This window comes from Mesorhizobium sp. LMG17149 (assembly GCF_024518695.1).
Taxonomy (GTDB): domain Bacteria; phylum Pseudomonadota; class Alphaproteobacteria; order Rhizobiales; family Rhizobiaceae; genus Mesorhizobium.
This window is the reverse complement of record NZ_JANIFL010000003.1, coordinates 199,302-215,543: the sequence shown is the minus strand read 5'-3', so window position 1 is coordinate 215,543 and position 16,242 is coordinate 199,302. Positions and strand designations below refer to the sequence as shown.

Below are 16,242 nucleotides of genomic sequence, written 5' to 3'. Positions count from 1 at the left end.
TTTCGGCGGCGTAGCGCGGTTTGACTTCGCAGCACCTCCGGGGCAAGAACGAATTGGCTTGTCGGGTCAAGATGCCCGCAACGGTTGCATTCGCCGACAGGCAGAACTGATCGAGACTGACGGGTGGGCATCTATCTCCCGATCGCGGAAATTTCCGTCAATATCTTCGTCCTGCTGGCCATGGGCGCGGCGGTGGGTTTCCTGTCGGGCATGTTCGGCGTCGGCGGCGGCTTCCTCATCACGCCGCTGCTGATCTTCTACAACATCCCCCCGGCGATCGCGGTCGCCACGGGCGCCAACCAGGTCATCGCCTCCTCCGTCTCCGGCGTCCTTTCGCACATGAAGCGAGGGACGCTCGACTTCAAGCTCGGCGGGGTATTGCTGGCCGGCGGCATTGTCGGTTCCACCGGCGGCATCTTCGTCTTCGCCTTCCTGCGCCGCCTCGGCCAGCTCGACCTGTTCATCTCGCTGCTCTACGTCGTGCTGCTCGGCACCGTCGGCGGGCTGATGCTGGTCGAAAGCGTCAATGCGCTGCGCGCCACGCGCAGCGGTGCGGCGCCGGTGCTGAAGAAATCCGGTCAACACAACTGGATCCACCGCTTGCCGCTGAAGATGCGGTTCAGGGCCTCAAAACTGTTCGTCAGCGTCATCCCCGTCCTTGGCCTTGGCGCCGGCATCGGCTTCCTGTCGTCGATCATGGGCGTCGGCGGCGGCTTCATCATGGTGCCGGCACTGATCTATCTGCTGAAAGTGCCGACCAACGTCGTCATCGGCACCTCGCTGTTCCAGATCATCTTCACCTCCGCCTATACGACGCTGGTCCACGCCACCACCAACCAGACGGTCGACGTCGTGCTGGCCTTCCTGCTGATGGCGGGCGGCGTCGCCGGTGCGCAGTACGGCGCCAAGGCAGGCCAGCGGCTGCGCGGCGAGCAACTCAGGGCCTTGCTGGCGCTGCTGGTGCTGGCGGTGGCGATACGATTGGCGATCGATCTTTTCGTCACCCCGCCCAACCTCTATTCGCTGTCTGCCGCGGGCCTCAACTGATGAAGGCTCGCAACACATTCGCAACCGCCATTCTCCTGACGCTGCTTGCGGTCGCCGCGCCGGCGAAGGCACAGGTCCCGCTGACCGAAGGCATCCAGATCGGTCTCTCCACCGATAATGTCTCGATCACCGCCGGCTTTTCCGGGGCCGACCTGACCATTTTCGGTTCGCTGGAAAACCCGGATCCACTTGTCGCGCGCCAAGGCCGTTACGACGTCATCGTCGTGCTCGAAGGTCCGCCCAAACCGGTGGTGGTGCGCCGCAAGGACAGGGTGCTAGGCGTCTGGGTCAATCTGGATTCCGAGACCTTCGAGAACGTGCCGGTCTCCTATTCGGTGGCGACGACGCGGCCGCTGCAGGACATCACCGAACCCAACAGCTACAAGCAGCTGTCGCTCGGCGCCTCCAACCTCTACATGCAGCCCGCCGATGCCGGCGACAGCCCGGCGACGATCGAGGAGTTCACGGCGGCACTGCGGGAGCGCAAGTCAGCGACCGGCCTCTACAGCGAGAATGTCGGCGGCGTGCAATTCCTGTCGCAGAACCTTTTCCGCGCCACAGTGAGGCTGGCGCCAAATGTGCCAGTTGGAACCCATAAAGCCCGCGCGTTCCTGTTCAAGAGCGGCTTTTTCATCAAGGAAAGCTCGGCCCAGCTCGAAATCCGCAAATCCGGTTTCGAACAGTCGATCTTTCGTGTCGCCCACAATTATTCCTTCCTCTACGGCGTCTTCGCGATATCGCTGGCCATGCTGACAGGCTGGCTCGGAAGGCTGATCTTCCGGCGGGATTAATGCATGTCGCCCAAAAGTGGCCCCGGTTTTGGGAGAACGACATGCATCGAATCAAGACCTGAAGTGCGTCGCGTGAATCCACTCAAACGCGATGCACTTCAGAACTTTCCCCGAAAAGTGGTTTCCCTTTGCCGGGGCATGCGGTAGACCGCGCTCCCCAGCCAAATGGCAGACACAAACAATTCGGTTCGGCAGCGCAGCCCGTCCCCGGGCAGCGCGCGATTTCTCGGCGTCTGTCGGCTCGCCGACGACAAATACAGGAACTTGTCATGCGACCAGCCTTCGGCGGCATCGACTTCGGCACTTCGAACTCCACTGTTGGCGTGGTCCGCAACGGGCAGCCGCGCCTCGTCGCCCTGGAGGACGGCCAGGTGACACTGCCCAGTGCCGTGTTCTTCAACTTCGAGGACAACCGCACCTGCTTTGGCCGTCACGCCATCGCCAACTACACCGACAGCATCGAAGGCCGGCTGATGCGTTCGCTGAAGAGCGTGCTCGGCAGTTCGCTGGCCCATGAAAAGACCCGCATCAAATCGCGCTCGATCGGCTTCATGGACATCGTCGGCATGTTCCTCGGACATCTCAAGATGAGGCTGGAAGCAGATGCCGGCGATACGGTCGAGACCGTCGTTCTTGGCCGGCCGGTGCAATTCGTCGACGACGACGCCGAGGCCGACGCGAAGGCGCAAAGCGAACTCGAGAACGCCGCCCGTGCCCAGGGCTTCAAGCACATCGCTTTCCAGTTCGAGCCGATCGCGGCGGCGCTCGACTACGAACAGAAGGTGACACGCGAGGAACTGGCGCTGATCATCGATATGGGCGGCGGCACGTCGGATTTCTCGATCGTGCGCGTCTCGCCGCAGCGCTCCCGCTCGCTCGACCGCAAGGACGACATCCTGGCCAGCCGAGGCGTCCATATCGGCGGTACGGATTTCGACCGGCTGCTGAGCATCGCCCATGTCATGCCGCAACTCGGCTATTTGACGCCGACCAAGGACGGCAAGCGCAATCTGCCGGCAAGTTACTTCATCGATCTCGCGACATGGCAGCGCATCAACCTTGTCTACACCGCCAAGGCGATGACGCATCTGCGCCAGATCCGCTACGAGGCCGAGCGCGCCGACCTGGTCGACCGTTTCATCCACATCGTCGAACACCGCTTTGGACACGCGCTGGCAGCACTTGTCGAAAAAGCCAAGATAGAGCTGACCGACAGGTCATCCGCAGAGGTCGTGGTGAAGCTGCCGGGTGCGGAGTTCGCCGCCGAAATCACGCGCAACGGGCTGGATGCCACGATCGCCAGGGACATCGAGCGGGTCACGGCGACGGTGGCGCAGACCATCCGGGACGCTGAGGTGAAGCCATCCGATATCACCGCGGTGTTCCTGACCGGCGGATCGACCGCGATCCCGCTGGCAAGGCGAGAAATCCTGTCGCTGGTGCCGCAGGCGTCCGTCATCGAGGGCGACATGTTCGGCTCGGTCGGACTTGGCCTGGCGCTGGATGCGCAGCGAAAGTTCGGCTGATCCGGCTGCCTCACCCATGGTCTGCTGCCGTACCCAGATGCGCCTTGAGCGCCATCTGGGCCAGGCTTGCCTGGCGATCGCGATGGGTGATCATGGCGAAGTCGCGTTTCGGCAAGTCGAGCGGCACCGATTTGAGACTGCCTTCGGCGACGGCGCGCGCCACGACAAGTTCGGAAATGATGGTGGCGCCGGCCCCCGCCTCGACGGCCTGGCGAATAGCTTCATTGCTCGGCAGCACCAGGAATATCTGGAGGTCGGCGAGCGAAATCCCTTCGTGGCGCGCCAGATCCTCCAGTACTTCGCGCGTGCCTGAACCGCCCTCGCGGATGATCCAGCGCAGGCCCTTGATGTCAGGGCGGCCGGGCGCGACTTCGGGGATCTCCGGATGCGCGCTGGCAACCACCAGCATCAGCCTGTCGACGTCGACCTTGGTGCGGCGCAATATGTCGGATTCGGTGCGACCTTCGACCAGGCCGAGATCGGCCGCGCCATCGAGGACATTGGCCTCGACTTGCCTGGTGTTGCCGATGGAGACGCTCAGCCTGACGGCCGGATAGGCTTCGTGGAAGGAAGCCAGCCGGCGCGGCAGCCAGTAGCTGGCGATAGTCTGGCTGGCGGCGATCGAGAGGCTGCCGGTGACGGTCTGCGAGACATGCTCCAGCACATTGCGCGCGGCGGCGGCCCGCTCGAGCACGGCCTTGGCCTCCGGCAGGAACCGGTGGCCGGTCTGGGCAAGCTCGATGTTGCGGCCGACGCGGTTGAACAGATGGACGCCGTGCTGTTCTTCAAGCGCCCGGATGGCGGCCGATGCGGCCGACTGCGAAATGCCCAGCAATTCCGCCGCCTTGGTCATATGGCCGCGCTCGGCGACGGCGACGAAAATGCGCAACTGGTCCAGGGTCATGTCTGTATTAAGAACCAATATCGATCGAATTTACAAGAACAACTGATTAGACGGATCGATAGATTTATTCTAAGTTTCCTCGTCAAGTTAGAAAAAATTCGCCGAGAGATCGCAGAGAGCAGAATGATCGGGCGGTTCAGATCCCTGCTTGCGCATTGGACCCGCGGCATAAGGCGGCGGCTGGCCGGCGATCGCTACCACCCGGAAGAGCATTACATGCGCGGCCCCGGACCGAAGACGCGGGCCAAATCCATGGGCCGTACAGGCGCCACCGGATCATGATGCAGGGACCGCCGCGCGGCGCGAATTCGGCACCATCGCAACGCCCGCTTGCCGACACGCGAGCGCCTGACGAAGGCGACGGCGTCGACACCTCGCCTGATGTTTCCGACAGCATCGCCAAGACGACCTGCTACATGTGCGCCTGCCGCTGCGGCATCGACGTGCACATCAAGGATGGCAAGGTCCGCTACATCAACGGCAACAAGGACCATCCGGTCAATCGCGGCGTGATCTGCGGCAAGGGCAGCTCCGGCATCATGCAGCACTACAGTCCGGCAAGGCTGAAGAAGCCCTTGCTGCGCAGCGGGCCGCGCGGCTCCGGCGAGTTCCGCGAGATCGAGTGGGAAGAGGCGTTTTCGATCGCGACGGAACGGCTCTCGGCCATCCGCCGGACCGATCCCAGGAAGCTGGCCTTCTTCACCGGCCGCGATCAATCCCAATCCTTGACCGGCTGGTGGGCGAGCCAGTTCGGCACGCCGAACTTTGCCGCCCATGGCGGCTTCTGTTCGGTCAACATGGCGGCCGGTGGTCTCTATACGATCGGCGGTTCGTTCTGGGAGTTCGGTGAGCCCGACTGGGACAACACCCGGTATTTCATGCTGTTCGGCGTCGCCGAGGATCACGATTCCAACCCGATCAAGATCGGCCTCGGCAAACTCAAGGCGCGCGGCGCCAAGGTCGTCTCGATCAACCCGTGCCGCACCGGCTACAATGCCATTGCAGACGACTGGATCGGCATTCGGCCCGGCACCGATGGGCTGTTCGTGTTCGCCCTCATCCACGAATTGCTCAAGGCGGGCCGCGTCGATCTCGATTATCTGCTGCGCTACACCAATGCCCATGTTCTCGTCGTGCAGGAGCCGGGTGCCGCCGATGACGGGCTGTTCGTGCGCGACGCCGACGGAAATCCGCTGGCGTGGGACAGGGTTGCGAAGACGCCTGTCGGCGCCACCGATGCCAGTGCGAAGCCGGCACTGACGGGCAGCTTCACGGTCGGCGGGCGCCACTGCGTCCCGGTGTTCCAGCTCATCGCCGACCGCTACCTCGATGAGAGCTATGCGCCGGACGCGGTCGCCGAGCGCTGCGGCATTGCCGCCGATACGATCCGCAGGATCGCCGCCGAACTTGCGCATGTCGCCTTCGAACAGACGATCGAATTGCCGATCGCCTGGACCGACTGGGCCGGACGCCGGCACGAGACCATCAATGGGCGGCCTGTCTCGATGCACGCCATGCGCGGCATCTCGGCCCATTCGAACGGCTTCCACACCTGCCGCGCCATCCATCTCCTCCAGGTGTTGCTGGGCACGGTGGATGTCCCTGGCGGCTTCCGTTTCAAGCCACCCTACCCCCGCTCCGCTCCGCCCGGTCCCAAGCCGGCCGGCAAAACCGTCAAGCCGATGACGCCGCTTGACGGCATGCCACTCGGTTTCGTCTGTGGGCCGGACGATCTTTTGGTCGATGAGGCCGGCACGCCGCTTCGCATCGACAAGGCCTATTCCTGGGACGCACCGCTGGCCGCGCATGGCCTGATGCACACCGTCATCCGCAATGCCTGGGACGGCGATCCCTACAAGATCGATACACTGATGATGTATATGTCGAACATGGCGTGGAATTCCTCGATGAACACCGTCGAGACAATCGCCATGCTGACCGACCATGACGATGCGGGCAACTACAAGATCCCCTTCATCATCTATTCCGATGCCTATTATTCCGAGACCGTGCCGTTCGCCGACCTCGTGCTGCCCGACACCACCTATCTTGAGCGGCATGACTGCATCAGCCTGCTCGACCGGCCGATCAGCCATGCCGACGGACCGGGCGACGCCATCCGCCATCCCGTCGTCGAACCTGATCGCGACGTCCGGCCGTTCCAGTCGGTGCTGATCGAACTCGGCGCGCGGCTCGGCCTGCCCGGTTTCATCAACGGCGATGGCTCGGCCAGATATGCCGACTACGCCGACTACATCGTCAACCATGAGCGCACATCAGGCATCGGCCCGCTCGCCGGCTGGCGCGGCAAGGACGGGACCTCGACCGGCAGGGGCGAGGCCAACCCGGACCAGCTGCAGCGCTACATCGACAATGGCGGCTTCTGGCACCACGATTTCGCGGACGACCAGCGCTACTACAAGATGGCCAACCGCTCCTATCTCGATTTCGCGGTGCAGATGGGTTTTATTCCCAAGGCTGAGCCGATCGTCTTCCAGCTCTACTCCGAGCCGCTGCAGCGCTTCCGCCTTGCCGCGCGTGGGCATGGCCCTGTCTTGCCACCAAAGGGTGACCGCCAGCGCATCGAGACCTACATGGACCCGCTGCCCTTCTGGCACATGCCCTTCGAGGAAGCGGTCGTCGACCTTGGAAAATATCCGCTGCATGCGCTGACGCAGCGGCCGATGCATATGTACCATTCCTGGGGATCGCAGAATGCGTGGCTGCGGCAGATCACCAGCCAGAATCGGCTGTTCGTGCATCACCGGACGGCAGCTGGCCTCGGCCTGGTCGATGACGACTGGGTGTGGATCGAGAGCATCAACGGCAAAGTGAAGGGGCAGATCAAGCTGATCGACGGGGTGAACGAAAGCACGGTCTGGACCTGGAACGCCATCGGCAAAAGGCGCGGCAGTTGGGGGCTGAAGGACGATGCGGCGGAATCCAACCGCGGCTTCCTGCTCAACCACATCATCGGCGACCAGACCTCGGCCGACGCTCAGGGCAAACGCTATTCGAATTCCGATCCGGTCACCGGCCAGGCGGCGTGGTTCGATTTACGCGTGCGCATCGTCAAATGCGCAGCGGGAGAAGCCGGCTTCACCGAGCCGCAGTTCGAACGTTTCCAGCAGCCGCCGCATTTCGAACCCTCACCCGACAGGCTGACTTTCGGCGCTGAATTCCGCCGGGCAAGAGAGGCGGCAAAATGACCTGTCTGCCAAGTCAAAGCGGCAAGAAGCTCGGCCTCGTCATCGATCTCGATACCTGCGTCGGCTGCCAGGCCTGTGTCACCGCCTGCAAGGAATGGAACACCGGCGGCCACATGGCGCCGCTGACCGACATCGACCCCTATGGTGGCCATGTCGACGGCGTCTGGTTCAACCGCGTGCACGCTTACGAGCACACCACCGAGATGGGCGGACGGACGGTGAACTTCCCGCGCTCCTGCCTGCATTGCGAGACGCCGGCCTGCGTCACCGTCTGCCCGACCGGCGCCTCCTACAAGCGGGCTTCGGACGGCATCGTGCTGATCGACGAGGACAAGTGCATCGGCTGCAAATTGTGCAGTTGGGCCTGCCCTTACGGTGCACGCGAATTCGACACCGATGTCGGGGTGATGAAGAAGTGCACGCTGTGCGTCGACCGCATCTACAATGACAATCTGGCCGAGGAAGACCGCGTGCCGGCCTGCGTCGCCGCTTGCCCGACCAGCGCCCGGCATTTCGGCGACCTAGGCGATCCCCTGTCGGCTGTCTCGCAACTGGTGGCGGAGCGTGGCGGCGTCGACCTGATGCCTGAGCTCGGCTATCGCCCGACCAACAAATATCTGCCGCCGCGCGCCCACAGCAAGCGCGCCGCATCGGTGGCCGCGCCGGCATTGGAACCGGTGCGGGCCGAAGGCGGTTTCCTCGGCTGGGTCGACCGCATGCTTTCGAACTGACCCATGCATCCAGCCTTCTCCGTCGTCTTCTTCACCACCGCCACCGGCGCCGGCTACGGCCTGCTGGCGCTGCTGGGCATGTTCGGAGGCTTCCAGATCATCCCGCCTGATTTCTGGCTGGGCCTTGTCGGCATGGGCCTGGCACTCGGCCTCATCGTGGCCGGGTTGTTGTCTTCAACGGGTCACCTCGGCCGTCCCGAACGCGCCTGGCGGGCGTTCTCGCAATGGCGCAGTTCATGGCTGTCGCGTGAAGGCGTCGCCTCGGTCATCACCTTCATTCCGGCGGGGCTGTTCGGCATCGGCTGGGTGTTTCTCGGCCGCATCGATGGCTGGGTCGGCATCGCCGGATTTCTGGCTGCCATCGGCGCGGTCGTCACCGTCTGCACCACCGGCATGATCTATGCGTCGCTGAAGCCGATCGCCCAATGGCACAGCCACTTCACCCTGCCCGGCTACCTCATCTTCTCGATGATGACCGGCAGCGTGCTGCTGAACGCGCTGCTGCAGGGCTTTGCGCTTGGTTCGAAGGTGCAGCTGGCGGCTTGCCTGCTGCTGACCTTGTTCGGCTGGGGCTGGAAGCTGGCGACCTGGCGCCACAACGACCAACTGGAAATCCCGACCACCGCCAACACCGCGACGGGGCTGGTCGGCGGCACGGTGCGGTCGCTGGAATGGCCGCATACCGAGGAGAATTATCTGCTCAAGGAAATGGGCTTTCGCATCGCGCGCAAGCACGGCGCGCGGCTGCGCCAGATCACGCAGCTTCTGGCCTTCGCGTTGCCCTTGGGGCTGCTCGCCATTGTGTTCGCCCTGCCATGGCCGCTGGCAGCGTTGCTGTCGGTACTTGCTGCTGCAATCCAGTTCGCCGGCATGCTGGTCGAACGTTGGCTGTTCTTCGCCGAGGCGAAGCACACGGTTACGCTCTACTATGGCAGGTAAGGCTGTTTAGCCCGGCCGCAGCATCGAGCCGGAAATGGCAAAGATGCGTTGGGCGCCCAGCATATAAGCCATCAGCGTGTCCAGCCGGAACAGCCCGGCATAGGCGCGGTCGAGCACGTTGAGCGAACCGGTATAGGCGCCGAAGGCCGGCATGATCATGCGGCCGCCGTCGCCGGCAAAGCAGCGCCGCCTCACCGAGCGTCCCTGCTGGACTATGCGGGCGCAGGGATGCAGATGGCCCGCTATTTCGCCTTCGACACGCTGCTTCGACGGCTCATGCCGGAACAGCAGCGAGCCTATAGCAAGTTCACGCACCGTTTCGCCGGGCAGATCGGCTGGCGCTTCCGGGTCATGGTTGCCGGCGACCCAGAACCAGTCTCGGCCTGCCATCAGCGCTTCCAGCCGCTCGCGGAAGCTTGCATGCATACGCTGGGCGCCGCCGCCATCGTGAAAGCTGTCGCCCAGGCTGATGACGATCGACGGCTGGTAGTCTGATATCACGGCCTGAAGCCGCAACAAGGTCGCGCCGGTGTCGTAGGGCGGGATCAGCGTGCCGCGCCGTGCCAGCGACGAACCCTTCTCCAGATGCAGGTCGGACACGGCCAGAAGCCGCAGATCCGGAAAATAAAGCACGCCGCGCGGGTCGCAGACGGCGCGCTCGCCGGCGATGCCGACAAGGTCGGCCTCGGCGATCAGCGATGTGCGCGCCAGCGAAAAATTCATTCCTCAGCCATTTCCGGCCCCATGGCCTCCTCGACCAAAGTCGCCGCATCCATCAAAAGCGTTTCATCGGCTTCGCCATGAACCGGCATCTTGCCGATCTCGAGCATGATCGGCACGGCGAGCGGCGATATCTGTTCTAGTGCCTTATGCACGATTCGACCCTGGATGCGCGAGAGCATGTCGGCAAGTCTGCTGACATCGAGCAGGCCGGTCGCTGCGTCGGCGCGTGTGGCCTGAAGCAGGATGTGGTCCGGTTCATGGCTGCGCAGCACGTCGTAGATCAGGTCGGTCGAGACCGTGACCTGGCGACCACTCTTTTCCTGGCCCGGATGGCGTTTCTCGATCAACCCCGAAATCAGCGCGCAATTGCGGAAGGTGCGTTTGAGAAGCCAGCTGTCGGCCAGCCAGGCTTCGAGGTCATCGCCCAGCATATCCTGGTCGAAAAGAGCGCCAAGCGAAGGCTTCCTGGCTTTGAACATCGCGCCCATGTCGCCCAATGACCATATCGCCAGCGCATAGTCGGTGGCGACAAAGCCGAGCGGCCTGGCTCCTGCCCTGTCGAGACGGCGGGTGAGCAGCATGCCGAGCGTCTGGTGCGCCAGCCTGCCCTCGAACGGATAAGCCACCAGGTAATGGCGGTTGCCTCGTGGAAAGGTCTCGATCAGCAGGTCGTCACGCTTGGGCAGCACCGATTTGTCGGCCTGGAACCTCAGCCAGTCGGCGACCTGCTCGGGCAGCTTCTTCCATCGCTGCGGGTCGTCCAGCATGATGCGGACCTGTTCGGCAAGATAAGTCGAAAGCGGGAACTTGCCGCCGCCATAGTAAGGCACCTTGGCATCGCTGCCGGGCGCGTTCGACACGAAGCATTCATTCTCGCGGATGCCTTCGAAGCGGAGAACCTTGCCGGCGAACATGAAGGTGTCGCCATGCGTTAGCGTTTCGAGGAAGGCCTCCTCGATCTTGCCGAGAACCCTGCCGCCGCGCGACGCCGCGCCCTTGCTGCCCGCTTGCACATAGCGCACGTTAAGCGCCGGCACCTCGATGATGGTGCCGACATTCAGCCGGTATTGCTGGGCGATACGAGGATTGGACACCCGCCAGAACCCATCCTTGTTCAGGCGTATGCGGGCGTAGCGCTCGTAATTCTTGAGCGCATAGCCGCCGGTGGCGACGAAATCGATGACGCGGTCGAATGTCGTCCGGTCGAGGCTGACATAGGGCGCAGCCGTTCGCACTTCCTCGAACAGGTCATCGGCACGGAATGGCGCGCCGCAGGCGCAGCCGAGCACATGCTGGGCCAGCACATCGAGCCCGCCATCGATCAAGGGAGGCGTGTCCTGCGCGCCGAGATAGTTGGCGTCGAGGGCGGCCCGGCATTCCAGCACCTCGAAGCGATTGGCCGGGATGAGGATCGCCTTGGATGGCTCGTCCATGCGGTGGTTGGCGCGGCCGATGCGCTGCGCAAGCCGGCTCGCCCCCTTCGGCGCCCCGACATGCACGACCAGATCGACATCGCCCCAGTCGATGCCGAGGTCGAGCGTCGAGGTGGCGACGATGGCACGCAACGCGTTTTCCCCCATCGCCTTTTCGACGCGCCGGCGCTGGGCAACGTCGAGCGAGCCGTGATGCAGCGCGATCGGCAACGTATCCTCATTGACCCGCCACAATTCCTGGAACAGCAACTCCGCCTGGCTGCGCGTGTTGACGAACAGCAGGGTCGTCTTGTGGCGCTTGATCTCTCGGTAGATCTCAGGCGTCGCATAGCGTGCAGAATGTCCCGCCCAAGGCACGCGCTCTTCGGAATCGAGGATGGAAATCTCCGGTTTCGCACCCCCGGTGACGACGATCAGTTCGGCCATGTCATGGTCTGTCGAACCCTTGGGTGGGTTCTGGCTGACCAGCCAGCGCCGCAACTCGTCCGGCTCGGCCACCGTCGCCGACAGGCCGATCGTCTGCAGACCAGGGACAAAGCTGCGCAGCCGCGCCAGACCGAGCGCCAGCAGATGTCCGCGTTTCGACGTCACCAGCGAATGCAACTCGTCTAGCACGACGTAGCGCAGATCCTCGAAGAAACGTCTTGCATCGCCGGCCGCAATCAGCAGCGCCAGTTGCTCGGGCGTGGTCAGCAGAATATCGGGCGGCACCAGCTTCTGGCGCTGGCGCTTGTGCGCCGGCGTGTCTCCGGTGCGCGTCTCGATGGTGACGGGCAGGCCGATTTCCTCCACCGGCTTGCCGAGATTGCGCTCAATATCGACGGCAAGCGCCTTCAGCGGCGAGATGTAGAGCGTGTGGATACCGCGACGCGCCTGGCCCGGCTTTCTCTTGGGCCGGTTGGCCAGTTCAGTGAGCGAAGGCAGGAACCCGGCCAGCGTCTTGCCGGCACCGGTCGGCGCAATCAGCAGGACTGATTGCCCGGCCTGGGCTTTCGCCAGAAGTCCAATCTGATGGGCGCGCGGCGACCAGCCTTTCTCGCCAAACCATCTGAGGAATGGTTCGGGCAGGGCCACGGCGGCATTCTGTTCGGCAAGGCGCGGCTGCTCTGTCACCCGCCAGAGGTAGCGCGACGGCGCGCGAACGCCAAGGAAAATCGGAACAAAAGGTGATCGAGGTGAGCTTTCCTCGCCCCGTTTACGGGGAGAGGATGCCGGCAGGCAGGTGAGGGGCAGCGCGAACCTTCAAATGCTGGCACTGCCTCTCATCCGCCCTTCGGGCACCTTCTCCCCGTGAACGGGGCGAAGGAAGAAAGGCTACGGCCTCCTGAACCCGGTCGGACCGCCGTAAAGATATCCGATGCGGGCGACGGCGTCCTTCAGCCCTTCGCGCGACACCAGCATGGTGTGGCCGTTGGCATGGATCATCGTGTCGGCATCGGTCATGACGGCGACATGGCCCTTCCAGAACACCAGATCGCCGCGTCGCAACCCGGAGAAATCAGGTCCCGGTTCGAGCGGCTCGCCAAGTGTCGCCGCCTGCATGTCGGAATCGCGCAGCACGTCTCTGCCGGCCATGCGCATCGCCAATTGCACCAGACCCGAACAGTCGATGCCGAAACCGGAAGTGCCACCCCAGAGATAGGGCGTGCCGAGAAACGCTTCGGCAACTGCGACATAGTCGGAGGCAGCTTCACTGAGCGGCCGCAGATGACCTGCAATCAGCGTCTCCCCGGAAGGCAGGACCGCATAGTGCGTACCGCGTGTCTCGGCGGCCTCCGTCACCGTCACCGTCGATCCCATCGACAATTGTCCGGCGATTGGAAAGCGCAGATCCGGCCCGGGGTAGAGGAAGGTGCGCGGCACGCAGACGATGTGCGTCGGCGCATGGTCCCGTTTGCCCAGCACCGTGTCGGCGACGTAGCCGACATAGCCGTCGCGTTCGGCCTGGACCCACGCCCAGCCCTCAGCGACATCGAAGACCAGGACATCGTCGCCGAACAGCGCTTGCGTGTTGACGCTGGCGTCCGGCCGCGGCGCCTTGCGCATATCGGCCACTGACGCGGTGACCCGCGCCGGCCGGCCGGCGACGAAGCGCTCGGCGGTGACCTCGCCCTTCAGCCGCGCATCGGCGAGATCGGAGCGAAAAGCGTGAAGGCGGGCATCCCTGGCGGTCAAATCGAACACTCTGTTGAAAGGTAATGCGCTCACATCGGCAGTTCGAGCGCCTTGGCGATGATACCATCGCCGAAGCGCTCGACAAAGAGCGCGCCCTCGACCGTGCGCCTGATCAACACATTGCGCTTGTCGAGTTCATCGCGGTGACGCGAAACGAGTTTCAAAGCGCCCATCGTGTCCAGGGCGCGGGTGATCACCGGCTTGGTGACATTGAGGCGCGCGGCGAGCCCGCGCACGGTGTGTGGCGGCGGATCGAGATAGATGGTGAACAGGATCGCCGTCTGGCGCATGGTCAGATCGGGCGCGTCGTCGCGCACCTGTGACAGCATCACTTGCTGCCACAGTCGCAAGGCCTGGCTCGGGCGCATAGCAATCGACATCGCGCCAGCATGACGGCAAATTGTTTCGGTTCCGTTTCAGTCGAGGCAATTTTGCCGGCTCCGCCTGCAACCGTCAGCCGTAGCGTTTCGCGATGATCCGCTCTAGGGCGCGGATGCCTTGTGCCTCGCCGCCGGCGGGGCCATGCGGACGATCGGCCGGGTTCCAGGCGAAGATGTCGAAATGCGCCCAGCCCTCGGTCTTTTCGACGAAGCGTTTCAGGAACAGCGCCGCCGTGATCGAGCCGGCGAAACCGTCTGATGTGACATTGTTGATGTCGGCGATTTTCGACGACAGTTTTGCATCGTAGGGCCGCCACAGCGGCATGCGCCACAGAGGGTCCTCGGCCGCGACGGAAGCCGCCGCAAGATCGGATGCCAGCGCTTCGTCACTTGTGTAGAACGGCGGCAGATCGGGGCCGAGCGCGACGCGGGCAGCCCCGGTCAGCGTCGCCATGTCGACCAGAAGCTGCGGCTCCTCCTCGTCGGCCAGCGCCAGCGCATCGGCCAGCACCAGCCGCCCCTCGGCATCCGTATTGCCGATCTCGACAGTGATGCCCTTGCGGCTCGCAAGCACATCTCCGGGCCGGAAGGCGTTGCCGGCAATCGAATTCTCAACCGCGGGAATGAGCACGCGCAGCCGCACATTCAGCCCGGCAGCCATGATCATCGAGGCAAGGCCAAGGACATTGGCAGCACCGCCCATGTCCTTTTTCATCAACAGCATGCCGGACGATGGCTTGATGTCGAGACCGCCCGTGTCGAAGCAGACGCCCTTGCCGACCAGGGTCACCTTCGGCGCCCCTTGCTGCCCCCATCGCATATCGATCAGGCGCGGCGCGCCGGCCGACGCACGGCCGACAGCATGGATCATCGGGAAATTCCGGTCGAGGAGATCGTCACCCTTGACCACCGAGACTTCGGCCTTGTGCCTGGCGGCCAGGGTCCGCACCGCCTGCTCCAAATCTTCCGGACCCATATCGCTGGTCGGCGTGTTGACCAGATCGCGTGTCAGAAAGACGCCATCGGCGATGCGGCCTACGCGCCCGCCATCGACGCCTGCCGGCAGACCGAAGCGCAGCGCCTTGCCTGGCTTCTTGCCGTAACGGGTGAAGACATAGCCGCCGAGCACCAGCGCGATCGCCGCGAGGTCCGGCTCGACAGGGGCCGAGGCGAAATGCCAGTCGCCTTCCGGCAAGGCTTTCGACAGCCCGCCAAAGGCGAGCGCGCCTTCGCCATCGCCGATACCGAACAAGGCGCCGCCGAGCGCCCCGTTTTCGCCGGGCACGACCAGCGTCCTGCCTGCCTCGCCGGAAAAGCCGTTGGCCCTGGCCCAGGCGACAGCGGCCGGCGCAAGGCCGGCCGCGTCCAGACCGTCCCTGGCGACCAGATGGACCGGCAGCGCGCCCGGCAATGTCTTCCCGACGAGTTCGACAGGCATGCGATGTTCTCCGTGTGAGTCGCCGTTCTTAACCGTCCGTTAGGGTTAACAGAATATTTCTGCGGGAGGGAAGACGGCCACGCAATGGCCGCGCATGAATGGAGGCTTAGGTGGCCATGCCGACCAACCGCAGGATCAACGCCAGGGGAAAACGGCTCATCACCACGGCCCTTGTGCTGGCGCTGGCGGCGGGCGTCGCCGGCTGCGGAACCGACAAGATCTCCACCGGCTCTATCGCACGCACCAGCGGCAAACCGCTGGAAAGCATGTCGGCCGGGGAACTGCACAATGCCACCGGCGCACTCGGCCAATCCTACGCGAAGAACCCCAACGACAAGCGGATCGCGACGAATTATGCGGCGGCATTGCAGATGGATGGCGACGCCGATCAGTCGCTGGCCGTGATGCGCAAGCTCGCCATCGCTTTGCCCAAGGATCGTGACGTTCTTGCCTCCTATGGCAAGGCGCTGGCCGCCAATGGCCAGTTCGAGGCGGCACTCGACGCCGTGCGCCGCGCTCAAACACCGGAATATCCCGACTGGAAGCTGGTGTCGGCCGAAGCGGCCATTCTCGACCAGACCGGCCAGAAGGACGATGCGCGCCAGCTTTACCGCAAGGCGCTCGACCTCAAGCCGAACGAGCCTTCCGTGCTCTCCAATCTTGGCATGTCGTATGTGCTGGAAGGTGACCTGCGCACCGCCGAAACCTATATGCGCTCGGCCGCGCAGCAGCCGAATGCGGACAGCCGCGTCCGCCAGAACCTGGCACTGGTCGTCGGCCTGCAAGGCCGTTTCGACGAGGCCGAGAAGATCGCCTCGCAGGAACTGTCGCCCGAACAGGCGCAGGCAAATGTCGCCTATCTCAGGCAGATGCTGGCCCAGCAGAATGCCTGGAGCCAGCTCAAGGACCAGGACAAGCCGAAATCCGCGACCAACTGAGACCACAA

Annotated in this window: 13 protein-coding genes; 7 read left to right on the top strand and 6 right to left on the bottom strand. The window is 63.9% G+C overall.

Annotated features, from left to right (window positions below; genetic code table 11):
• Window positions 1-123: 123 nt before the first annotated feature.
• From NP945_RS07275 to NP945_RS07265, 3 genes are all read left to right on the top strand, one after another.
• On the top strand, window positions 124-1,047 hold the full coding sequence (locus NP945_RS07275) for a sulfite exporter TauE/SafE family protein (protein WP_027039532.1): 924 nt from the start codon (window positions 124-126) through the stop codon (window positions 1,045-1,047).
• The gene (locus tag NP945_RS07270; RefSeq protein ID WP_256745953.1) at window positions 1,047-1,838 is read left to right on the top strand and encodes a TIGR02186 family protein; all 792 of its coding nucleotides are present in this window, start codon (window positions 1,047-1,049) and stop codon (window positions 1,836-1,838) included. The genes NP945_RS07275 and NP945_RS07270 overlap by 1 nt, the downstream gene beginning before the upstream one ends.
• 269 nt (window positions 1,839-2,107) lie before the next feature.
• Window positions 2,108-3,364: an Hsp70 family protein gene (locus NP945_RS07265; protein WP_256745952.1), complete on the top strand. Its 1,257-nt coding sequence runs from the start codon at window positions 2,108-2,110 to the stop codon at window positions 3,362-3,364.
• A 10-nt stretch (window positions 3,365-3,374) separates the two neighbouring features.
• Here NP945_RS07265 and NP945_RS07260 read toward each other — a convergent pair whose 3' ends face one another.
• Window positions 3,375-4,268 carry a LysR family transcriptional regulator gene (locus NP945_RS07260; protein WP_256745951.1) on the bottom strand — a complete coding sequence of 298 codons (894 nt, stop codon included), beginning with the start codon at window positions 4,266-4,268 and terminating at the stop codon, window positions 3,375-3,377.
• Window positions 4,269-4,546: 278 nt separating this feature from the next.
• Here NP945_RS07260 and NP945_RS07255 point away from each other — a divergent pair, with 278 nt between their 5' ends.
• The 3 genes from NP945_RS07255 to NP945_RS07245 are packed head-to-tail and all read left to right on the top strand — an operon-like array spanning window position 4,547 to window position 9,147.
• Window positions 4,547-7,477 (top strand): molybdopterin oxidoreductase family protein, encoded by a 2,931-nt coding sequence (locus NP945_RS07255; protein ID WP_256745950.1) that lies wholly within the window; start codon window positions 4,547-4,549, stop codon window positions 7,475-7,477.
• The gene (locus NP945_RS07250) at window positions 7,474-8,208 is read left to right on the top strand and encodes a 4Fe-4S dicluster domain-containing protein (protein WP_127320861.1); all 735 of its coding nucleotides are present in this window, start codon (window positions 7,474-7,476) and stop codon (window positions 8,206-8,208) included. Before NP945_RS07255 ends, NP945_RS07250 begins: the two co-directional genes overlap by 4 nt.
• 3 nt (window positions 8,209-8,211) lie before the next feature.
• Window positions 8,212-9,147, top strand: a complete 936-nt coding sequence (locus NP945_RS07245) for a dimethyl sulfoxide reductase anchor subunit family protein (RefSeq protein WP_256745949.1) — start codon at window positions 8,212-8,214, stop codon at window positions 9,145-9,147.
• 6 nt (window positions 9,148-9,153) lie between these two features.
• Here NP945_RS07245 and pdeM read toward each other — a convergent pair whose 3' ends face one another.
• The 5 genes from pdeM to NP945_RS07220 form a co-directional block, all read right to left on the bottom strand.
• Entirely contained in the window at window positions 9,154-9,870 is a 717-nt protein-coding gene (gene pdeM, locus NP945_RS07240; protein WP_256745948.1) for a ligase-associated DNA damage response endonuclease PdeM, read from the bottom strand.
• The gene (locus NP945_RS07235) at window positions 9,867-12,416 is read right to left on the bottom strand and encodes a ligase-associated DNA damage response DEXH box helicase (protein WP_256745947.1); all 2,550 of its coding nucleotides are present in this window, start codon (window positions 12,414-12,416) and stop codon (window positions 9,867-9,869) included. The genes pdeM and NP945_RS07235 overlap by 4 nt, the downstream gene beginning before the upstream one ends.
• Before the next feature lie 201 nt (window positions 12,417-12,617).
• Window positions 12,618-13,478, bottom strand: a complete 861-nt coding sequence (locus NP945_RS07230) for an NlpC/P60 family protein (RefSeq protein WP_256746149.1) — start codon at window positions 13,476-13,478, stop codon at window positions 12,618-12,620.
• A gap of 29 nt (window positions 13,479-13,507) precedes the next feature.
• Window positions 13,508-13,858 carry a MarR family winged helix-turn-helix transcriptional regulator gene (locus tag NP945_RS07225; RefSeq protein WP_013533675.1) on the bottom strand — a complete coding sequence of 117 codons (351 nt, stop codon included), beginning with the start codon at window positions 13,856-13,858 and terminating at the stop codon, window positions 13,508-13,510.
• Between the two features lie 73 nt (window positions 13,859-13,931).
• Complete coding sequence (locus NP945_RS07220; protein ID WP_127396209.1) at window positions 13,932-15,296, bottom strand: M17 family metallopeptidase; 1,365 nt, start codon at window positions 15,294-15,296, stop codon at window positions 13,932-13,934.
• 116 nt (window positions 15,297-15,412) lie between these two features.
• Between NP945_RS07220 and NP945_RS07215 the strand changes: the two genes are divergently transcribed.
• A complete protein-coding gene (locus tag NP945_RS07215; protein ID WP_127327785.1) occupies window positions 15,413-16,234 on the top strand; it encodes a tetratricopeptide repeat protein in 822 nt (273 codons plus the stop codon).
• Window positions 16,235-16,242: the final 8 nt, after the last annotated feature.

Coding starts and splice junctions, on each gene's coding strand:
- NP945_RS07255 (WP_256745950.1), top strand. CDS start 4,547: ATGATGCAGGGACCGCCGCGCGGCGCGAATTCGGCACCATCGCAACGC.
- NP945_RS07215 (WP_127327785.1), top strand. CDS start 15,413: ATGCCGACCAACCGCAGGATCAACGCCAGGGGAAAACGGCTCATCACC.
- NP945_RS07260 (WP_256745951.1), bottom strand. CDS start 4,268: ATGACCCTGGACCAGTTGCGCATTTTCGTCGCCGTCGCCGAGCGCGGC.
- NP945_RS07245 (WP_256745949.1), top strand. CDS start 8,212: ATGCATCCAGCCTTCTCCGTCGTCTTCTTCACCACCGCCACCGGCGCC.
- NP945_RS07270 (WP_256745953.1), top strand. CDS start 1,047: ATGAAGGCTCGCAACACATTCGCAACCGCCATTCTCCTGACGCTGCTT.
- NP945_RS07220 (WP_127396209.1), bottom strand. CDS start 15,296: ATGCCTGTCGAACTCGTCGGGAAGACATTGCCGGGCGCGCTGCCGGTC.
- NP945_RS07250 (WP_127320861.1), top strand. CDS start 7,474: ATGACCTGTCTGCCAAGTCAAAGCGGCAAGAAGCTCGGCCTCGTCATC.
- NP945_RS07225 (WP_013533675.1), bottom strand. CDS start 13,858: ATGTCGATTGCTATGCGCCCGAGCCAGGCCTTGCGACTGTGGCAGCAA.
- NP945_RS07265 (WP_256745952.1), top strand. CDS start 2,108: ATGCGACCAGCCTTCGGCGGCATCGACTTCGGCACTTCGAACTCCACT.
- pdeM (WP_256745948.1), bottom strand. CDS start 9,870: ATGAATTTTTCGCTGGCGCGCACATCGCTGATCGCCGAGGCCGACCTT.